General features: G+C 56.8%; 5 protein-coding genes. 1 reads left to right on the forward strand and 4 read right to left on the reverse strand.

The genetic code is table 11. The features are described from left to right. Positions 1-616: 616 nt before the first annotated feature. From NZ823_14645 to NZ823_14660, 4 genes are all read right to left on the reverse strand, one after another. Positions 617-1,387, reverse strand: a complete 771-nt coding sequence (locus NZ823_14645) for a hypothetical protein (protein MCS6806367.1) — start codon at positions 1,385-1,387, stop codon at positions 617-619. A gap of 130 nt (positions 1,388-1,517) precedes the next feature. After that, positions 1,518-4,688 carry a CHAT domain-containing protein gene (locus NZ823_14650; GenBank protein ID MCS6806368.1) on the reverse strand — a complete coding sequence of 1,057 codons (3,171 nt, stop codon included), beginning with the start codon at positions 4,686-4,688 and terminating at the stop codon, positions 1,518-1,520. Positions 4,689-4,808: 120 nt separating this feature from the next. Further along, on the reverse strand, positions 4,809-5,747 hold the full coding sequence (locus NZ823_14655) for a zf-HC2 domain-containing protein (protein ID MCS6806369.1): 939 nt from the start codon (positions 5,745-5,747) through the stop codon (positions 4,809-4,811). Between the two features lie 151 nt (positions 5,748-5,898). Continuing rightward, complete coding sequence (locus NZ823_14660) at positions 5,899-6,612, reverse strand: sigma-70 family RNA polymerase sigma factor (protein ID MCS6806370.1); 714 nt, start codon at positions 6,610-6,612, stop codon at positions 5,899-5,901. 498 nt (positions 6,613-7,110) lie between these two features. Here NZ823_14660 and NZ823_14665 point away from each other — a divergent pair, with 498 nt between their 5' ends. Then, on the forward strand, positions 7,111-7,239 hold the full coding sequence (locus tag NZ823_14665; GenBank protein MCS6806371.1) for an LPXTG cell wall anchor domain-containing protein: 129 nt from the start codon (positions 7,111-7,113) through the stop codon (positions 7,237-7,239). The last annotated feature ends 388 nt before the right edge of the window (positions 7,240-7,627 follow it).

Raw genomic sequence — 7,627 nt, forward strand, 5'->3', positions numbered from 1 at the left:
AACAAGGCGCTTGACGGGTTGGAGAAGGCTTACGAGGCGCGCCACTTCTTCATGCCGTTCATCAGCGTCGAACCAATGTTTGACTCGCTCCGCTCGGACCCGCGCTTTCAAGATCTGCGGCGCCGCATAGGGCTGGCGCCCAGTCAGTGAGTAATACCAACTGCAGAGCTGTCGTTCGAGTCACCGGTGACGACGCGGGGATCGCTCATGAGCGGAGGCTCGCCACGAAGCATGAAAACTTGGGAGCGCCCTTGCAAGCGGGGTCAAGCGGGCACGCCCGCAGGCGTGCGCTCCCATGGATTCTTAAGGGAATCAGCCATGGGCAATGATCCCACCACGAACGATGAAAACTCGGGAGCGCACGCTTCTACCGTGCTTGTTTGGCAGGCCAGAGGCCTGCAAGAGGCGGAGCCGCAGCTAAAGGCAATTGAAAATCGCTCTGGGACAAAAGACGCACCGCTGCGCCGGTCGTCAGTGATGGCTTGTTGACGTGCCCAGTCACTCCGTTTCTTGCCAAGGGCACTGTGCCACCAAACGAAACCCGATACTCCCACCAAGAGCTTACAACTTCCCAACACGAACCCGTCTTCCCAGTTGGGGCTGTCGCCATCCAGTTTCAATCCCCGCCGCCAGGAAGCCCTTTATCATTCGGTGGATTTTGCAAACCTTCGTAACCGAGAATCGGCAACGCCGCATAAGCGTTCAGCGGTTCGATACCAATCTCAACGAGGCGAATGAGCCCGAGGCCTTTCAGCTCCAACCACTCTTCTTCGCGCATGACGATTTCATTTCCGTCCAGGCGCGGCGTTGCCACCATCACACACAGCTCTTCTTCTGGCGGCACGTCAAAATCAATGCGCACTGTTGGATGAACAACCACCTGGCGTGTCGTCATATTGGAGGCGGCGATGCGTCGCTTCTTGTCAGTTGAGAAGACTCCGTGGTTGAAGAATGCAAAGACACTGAAGCCGGTGAACTGGATCGGCGGGGCGGCATACTTTTGTTTTTTCTTTTTGGCATGATCGGCCAGCTCCAGGTAGACATTCCGCACGTCGGGCCAAGGACCGACGTCCTCACTCGCTTCGTGATTGAGAGTGACCGGGACAACATTGGAACTGGGAAGATATTCATACTCGCCTTCCCCTTCCTTTTGAACGTGCACGCTGACGATGCCGGCGGACAAGCGTGTCTCGACGATGGGCGGTTCGTCATGCGGCTCGGCTGTATTGAACCAACGGCGCTCAGTCAGCCGAACGCCGCCGACAATCGCAGCGAAAGCATAACCTGAACCGTCTGCTTGATAGTCGGGATGAACAAAGATGTAGCCGCCGGCGAGGCGGATGGTCACATGCATACTGGTCGTTTTTTTAGAATGAGCTCGTGCCATGATGTTCAACCTCCTCAAGTAGAGTCTGTTGGTTAATCCCGTGCGCCGATGCGCTGGGGAATTTCAGTGTGTAAACGGAAAGAGGGTGGTTCTATTTACCGACCACTGCCCACGACGAAGGTGGTTCTATTCACCGACCACTGCCCACAACGAGGAATGGAGCCCAGTAATAAGGATGTTGGTTGGCAGCAGGACCCGATAGGATATTGGTTTGAGCGGCTCGGAGCGCCGCGGCGGCTGATGCGCCGCTCCGCCATCGTTGATGAAAAACGGTCATCAACTCCACGGTGGTTGGTGAATCGGCAATGGGCCAGAGACTGCTGACCAGTGTGGGCACGCCGGCGCGGATGAACGGGCGCGTCAATCCAACAAGTCCCTCGCCGCTGAAAAAATCACCCAATGCAGAATTGCAAGCCGAGAGAACAACCAGCGACGTCTGCGATAATTGCATCGAGTAGAGTTCGATGATCTGAAGAAGTCCATCGCGATGACCGGGTCGCGGTAACAGCGGCGCGCCCGCTGCGTCAGCCGACAGCGGCGCTAACGCCAGCGCTGAGAACATCGGTTCGCGCTCGCGCATGAGGAAGTGGGTAGCAAAATGAATGGTGTCGTACTGCGGCATCAGCGACCGGATTCGATCCTCAGTTGCGTCGCGTCCCACCAGCGTGACGGCGACCGGATACGATGCGCCGATGCGCTCAATTTCCTGTCGGGCAAATGGCAATGGCGCAAGCCGCAGATGCTCGGCGACGCTCGGATTGCCCACCGCCAACAGCCGTGACCGCGACGTAGGCTTTCGTTGGCTCAGCTCGTGACAATGCAGAAAAATGCTCGCGCTTGGGCTGAAGCACAGTGGGTAGTCCTCAATCAAATAACGCCCTGTCGTTGGTGAGACAAGCGCGGCGAAGGGCAGCTCATGCAGCACATCGTCGGGCACGATGCACAGCTTTTTCTTCGCATCCAGAAACGGTGCGATGGGTTCAATCAAAATCCGATACAAGTCCTGCGCTTGCTCACGCAGCAGTGGCAACGGCGCGCGTTGATTGATGGCCGAGCGCAGCGTTCTCAGGCGCTGGCGCACGTCAGCAACGGCAACAGGCACGTCAGCCGTGCGCAGCGGCTGGTGGCGATCGAGCAGCCAGATCAGGATTTTTCTGTCGGTCACGGCATACTGCAACAGAGTCACATCATCGGGCAACGAGGCGATAAGATCACCAGTCCGCCGTGGTCGCGCGTCGGCCGCGAGCGTGATCGTACTCAGATTATCCTGGCTGAGCATGAGCGTTGGTGTTGAAACCAGATCAAGAAACGACCGCGCTTTGGCTCGTTCGGCATAATCAAGCGCGGCCATCGCGTCGTCGAACCGCTCATACAGCAGCAGCGCCATTTGATCGTAGACTTGCTTAGCTCGCGTGAAGAAGAAGTTTCGTTCAGCTTCCTGCGCCAGTTGCGCGCGGTTTTGTTCAAAAATCTCAATCGCCTGCTCCAGGTGTTGCCGGGCAGCTTCAAGCTGGTTCATGGCTAGATGAGTTTGGGCGCTGTCGAAGAAGAGTTCCAATCGGCGTTCCTGCTTCTGCCCTATCAGCAAGCGGCATTGGTCAAAGATGGCGGCGGCCTCGCTCAGTCGTCCGACGGCATGCTCCAATCGTCCGAGGCGACTCAGGGTGAACGCTTGCGCATCGCGCCGTTCATCTGCGTGGGTAATTGCTCGGTTGATTTCCAAAGCGCGGTTCAACAGGCGGCGGGCCTCTTCGTAATCGCCCAATTTGATCTGAAGCTGCGCAGCGTTGGTCAATGTATTCGAGAAGAGCGACCAGTTGGTCTGCGTTGCTTGTTGTTTGCGCGTCAGCACCTCTTGCTGATACCGGCTTGCCATCCACTCGTCATTCAATCCCATGTATGCCGACGCGATGTTTTGATAGATGGCATCAGTGAGCAACGGGCGGGCGGTTTTCAGGCCGAGTGCGAGCGCTTGTTGGTAGGTGGCAATGGCCGAGTCATACTGTCGCAAGTAGACCTGATTGTTGCCGATGGCCAGGTAAATCTCGGCGGCCTCTCCCCACAGGTGATGAGTCTGCTCCAGCGCAAGCGCTTGCTGCAAGTATTTCAGACTTTCGGAATAGTAGCCTAAAAAGCTGTAGGTTTTTCCCAACAGAATCAGTGCATAGAGCTCGTGCCACTTGTGATTCCGTTGGCGGACCTGCGGCAGCACTCGTTCCAGTTGATCGAGCGTCTGCGCGAATTTGGTTTGAGCATAGAGATTGTCGGCGATGAAGAGTTCAGCGCGTTCGGCATAGAGCGGGTCGCCCAGCCGCCTCATCACGCTGGCAGCGCGCGTGAGCGCCTGCACGGCGGCGTCATACTGCCCGGCGTGGGCCAAGCGGCGGCCTTGCAGATACTGGCGGCAGGCGCTGAGATGTTCCGCCCACACGCGGCGCGGCAGTGCTTGATAGGCCTGCATGGCGTCGGCGACCGCTGTGTCCCCTTTCAGTGTGGCCAGTAAACGGCCAATGGAGTCACAGAGTTGACGATGTCGTTGAGCCGCCGACTCGTCGTTCTCGTGTCGCGCGGTCAAGTAGTCAGGAATGGTTTGATTGACAGCCAGCGGCTCGATCCAGAAAGCAAAGTCCTTGACCAGTTGCTCCATGCGCGTCGCGTCGTTTTGGTCGAAGGCTGTGATGAATTGCTGCTGGATGTGTTGTTGCTGATCTTCCCATCCGGTCTGACGCTGGTTTTGAAGAGTCGCTAAATGGTTGCGCGCCTCCTGGAGCCAGCCGCCGTCGGTTTCCAAATGCAGGTAACGCTGCCAATCCTGCTCGGCTGCGTGCAGCAGCCACAATCGCTGGTGACACAGAGCGCGGTTGAACCAAGCCACCGGCCAATCGGCGTCCATCTGGACGGCCTGGTTGAATGCCCGTAAGGCGTCTGCCAAGCGGCCTTGGGCAAAGAACGCCGCGCCGAGATCATTATGAATTTCGGCATTGACAGTTTCATCGTTGAGCAAGGCGGTCAGCTCACGTGCAGCATCATCGAATTTTTGTTGATTGAGGAAGAACCGGACGAGGGCATGTCGCGCAGCCGGCTCAGACGCGCTCAAGACACGTTCGGCCAACAGCGTGCCTACGACTGAGAGGCGTCGGTCATGAGCGAAAGAGTCCCCCTGATCGCTGCGGTGGCTTTGGTACGGCGCATAGGGAAAGTCGCCGGAGATTCTGGGCTCGAGCGGACGCCACGCTTGATAAGCCTGTCTGAGCACGCTCATAGCCTGATGAACCGGTGACGGACGTGTCAGAAACCACATTCCTATCGCAGCGCCTGCCGCGCTCACACATAACACCACGATCATGAGCTGTGACAGTGCCCGTCTGTTTCTCAACAGCCTGTTTGGCGAGGTGTTGCTCATGGCGTGGAAACAAAGACATTAGTGACGGGGAATCGCGCTTAGGTGTTGCCGGGCCTCCTCAGCCCATGCAGATGACCAATCCACCGCCAGGTACTGCTGCCAGGCCGCTCGCGCGTCCGACCACCGCGACAACAGTTGCAAACACAGCGCGCGATTGAATAATGCTTCGGGCAAGCGCGGATTGTGCGCCAGGGCTTGATCGAACGCGCGCAGCGCACCGCTCAGGTCCGCTCGCTGCATATAGGCGACGCCTATATCACACTGAATCTCAGCCGAAGTGGGCTGTTGTGAGAGAGCCTGCGTTAAGGCGCTGAGCGCCTGTTCCGGTTGGCGGCTCAGCAGGTAGTATCGTCCGAGCGCGTGATGAGCAGCCGCCGAGTTCGTTTTGGCGACAGCGCTCTTGAGCAGTTGCTCAGCCAGCGCCAGCGCCGTTTGGTTGCCGGTTGCGCTCGCAGCGTTTCGCTCGGCGTGATACGGCGCATAGGGAAAGCCGCCGGTCAATCGCGCTTGCAGCAGGCGTTCATCGGTATAAGCCTGCCGCAGCGCTTGCATCCCTTGATCCAGCTCAGAATGGTTGCCAAGTAACGCCCAAACTAGCGCCGAAAGGGCTACTGCGGCGAGCAACGATGCGGCTATGCGCCAGTGCCGCAGGACCCAAGGCTTGGTCAGGGGTCGGATCGTAGCCGGGCGTATCTGTGCAGGGCGCGCCTGCAGTTGCTTGGCCTGCTCAGTTAGTGCCGCCAGCTCCAGACGCTCCAGCTCCTGTTGCTCCTCATCGCTGATCTCTGGTTGCACCAGCTTGATCACCATAACCAGCGTGTGTCGGCAGGTGGGACAACTGAGCAGATGGTTCTCCATCTGTTGTTGCCGCTCTTTGTCCAGCGTGCCTTCCAGGTAGCCGAACCATACTTCCTCGTTCGGGCATTGCAGGTTGTTCTGGGTCTGTTGATCGCTCATCGCCGTCCGTCCATTCTCCATCCCCTACCCGTTGCTCCCGGTATATTGCTTACTGCTACAACCATAAAAGACGTAAATTTGTCCAAAAAATCCTTCGCCCTTCAAAAATTTTTTTTCTTCTGACGATGGGGCGTAGTTCGCTTAAACACGATCAATCTGACCCCGTCGCCTGGTTTCGTTCTTGTTCCAGCTGCTCGCGCAATTTCTCTTTGAGCCGCAGCAGGATACTCTCAATTCCTTTGGCCGTCAGTCCCCAGCCGGTCTGAGCGGCTAATTGGCGAGCCGGCAATCCATCAAACACGTGCAATACAAAGAGCAGAATGTTGCGCTCCTTGTGCTCGTCTGGAAGCAGCCGCTCCAGACGGCGACAAACATCATGAATGGTGAGCTGTTGCTCAAGTTGATGATCAATATCGCCAGGCTGCGGCGCCAGCGGTTTGTCTGCTGAGCGCTTGGTGGTTGAACCTTCCTGAGCAAACAATTGATGCCAGGAAATGACCTGGCTCGGAGCGGGCGCCACCGCTTGATCTCGCAGGTAATCAATCACCACCCGCGTGGCGATCCGAGCCAGATAGAGGTAGATCGAATCTTCATGTCGTCCTTGAAAGTAGCGCAATGCTTGTTTTTTATGATTGAGCAATCGCAGGTAGACATCCTGAACAAGATCGCGAATGATTTCGCGTGTGCTCTCATGGCTCAGCTCGTCTCTCCAAGCAGCATGAAACTTGAGCGCGCGAGCTACATAGAGGGTCAGACAGGGAGTAAAACGATTGACGAATTCGTCCCAAGCCAGTGAGTCATCAGGGGTGGCCGCACAATGACGCACCAACTCAATGTTGGACATCTGTTTGATATCTCTGCCCATACCCTGTCTGTTGTCTACGCCGCCAAACTGTCGTTCAGCGTGACTATTGGTTGTTCGCCACCCGTTTGAACCGGATGCCGTTCACGGTGTCATCGCGAGAGGAAGAGCGCCTTACCTCACGACCCCACGAATCTCGCCGGCGCAAGTCTATCATACCGAATGCGCATGATGTAAGCGCGAGTTCGGCTCAAACCATCTGCACGCGCTCTGAAGGGCTGACGGCGTGGTAGCTGCGTCAGATGGGACTTTTCCTCGCTGAAATGCAGAGCCGGTAGAGTGAAACGAATGTTACAACGATGAAATGTTGAGCGAGAGCTGGAGGCCGCGCCGAGGCTCTCAGTTGTGCCTCATGGTCAACGAGATAGCCGATGGATTGGTAGCCATCTGTGTTTGGCATACAGTTTGCCCCTTTCTCAAGGGGTTGTTGGCTTATGAGCCGGAGACATCCCCTCTGAAGTGCTGAGCGCTTCAGGGAGTTAACACTAAGGAGAGATAAGTATGAACCCAGTTCTTGCGTTTTTGCTTCAGGTCGTAGATACCTCGACCAACCTGGTCATTCTCGGCATTTTGATTGCCTTGGCGGTTGTGCTTGGCATGGCTGTTATGCGTAAGCGCCAGAAGGCGTGATGCTCGAATCGCGTTCAGGCATCCGACCAAACAACTAAAAAGAGTACGTCACACTGAGATTTTCACGAGGCTCCATTCCCCGTCAGGGGCACGCATGGCCCGTTGTTCTGGGAGCGTGTGTGCGGATCTGACTTGTGTTGGCCGGCCCAGTCAGACCGTTCCGTCCAATCCAAGAGCAATGAGAGTCATGGTCTTTGTGTAGATTCACTGTTCGGCAAACCATTTGCTTGCGTTCGCGCCTCTCTGCCGCTACGCTGTGCTTCACACAGCGGGTGAATTTGCAAGCAGAGGTTGCCGTCATGAACCGATCAATCCAACCGGTACTGTCAGTTTCAACTTCCTGGAAACGACTTGAAGCGCCATGGTTCATTCTCTTGGCGCTGGCGAC

This window comes from Blastocatellia bacterium (genome assembly GCA_025054955.1).
GTDB lineage: Bacteria > Acidobacteriota > Blastocatellia > HR10 > J050 > JANWZE01.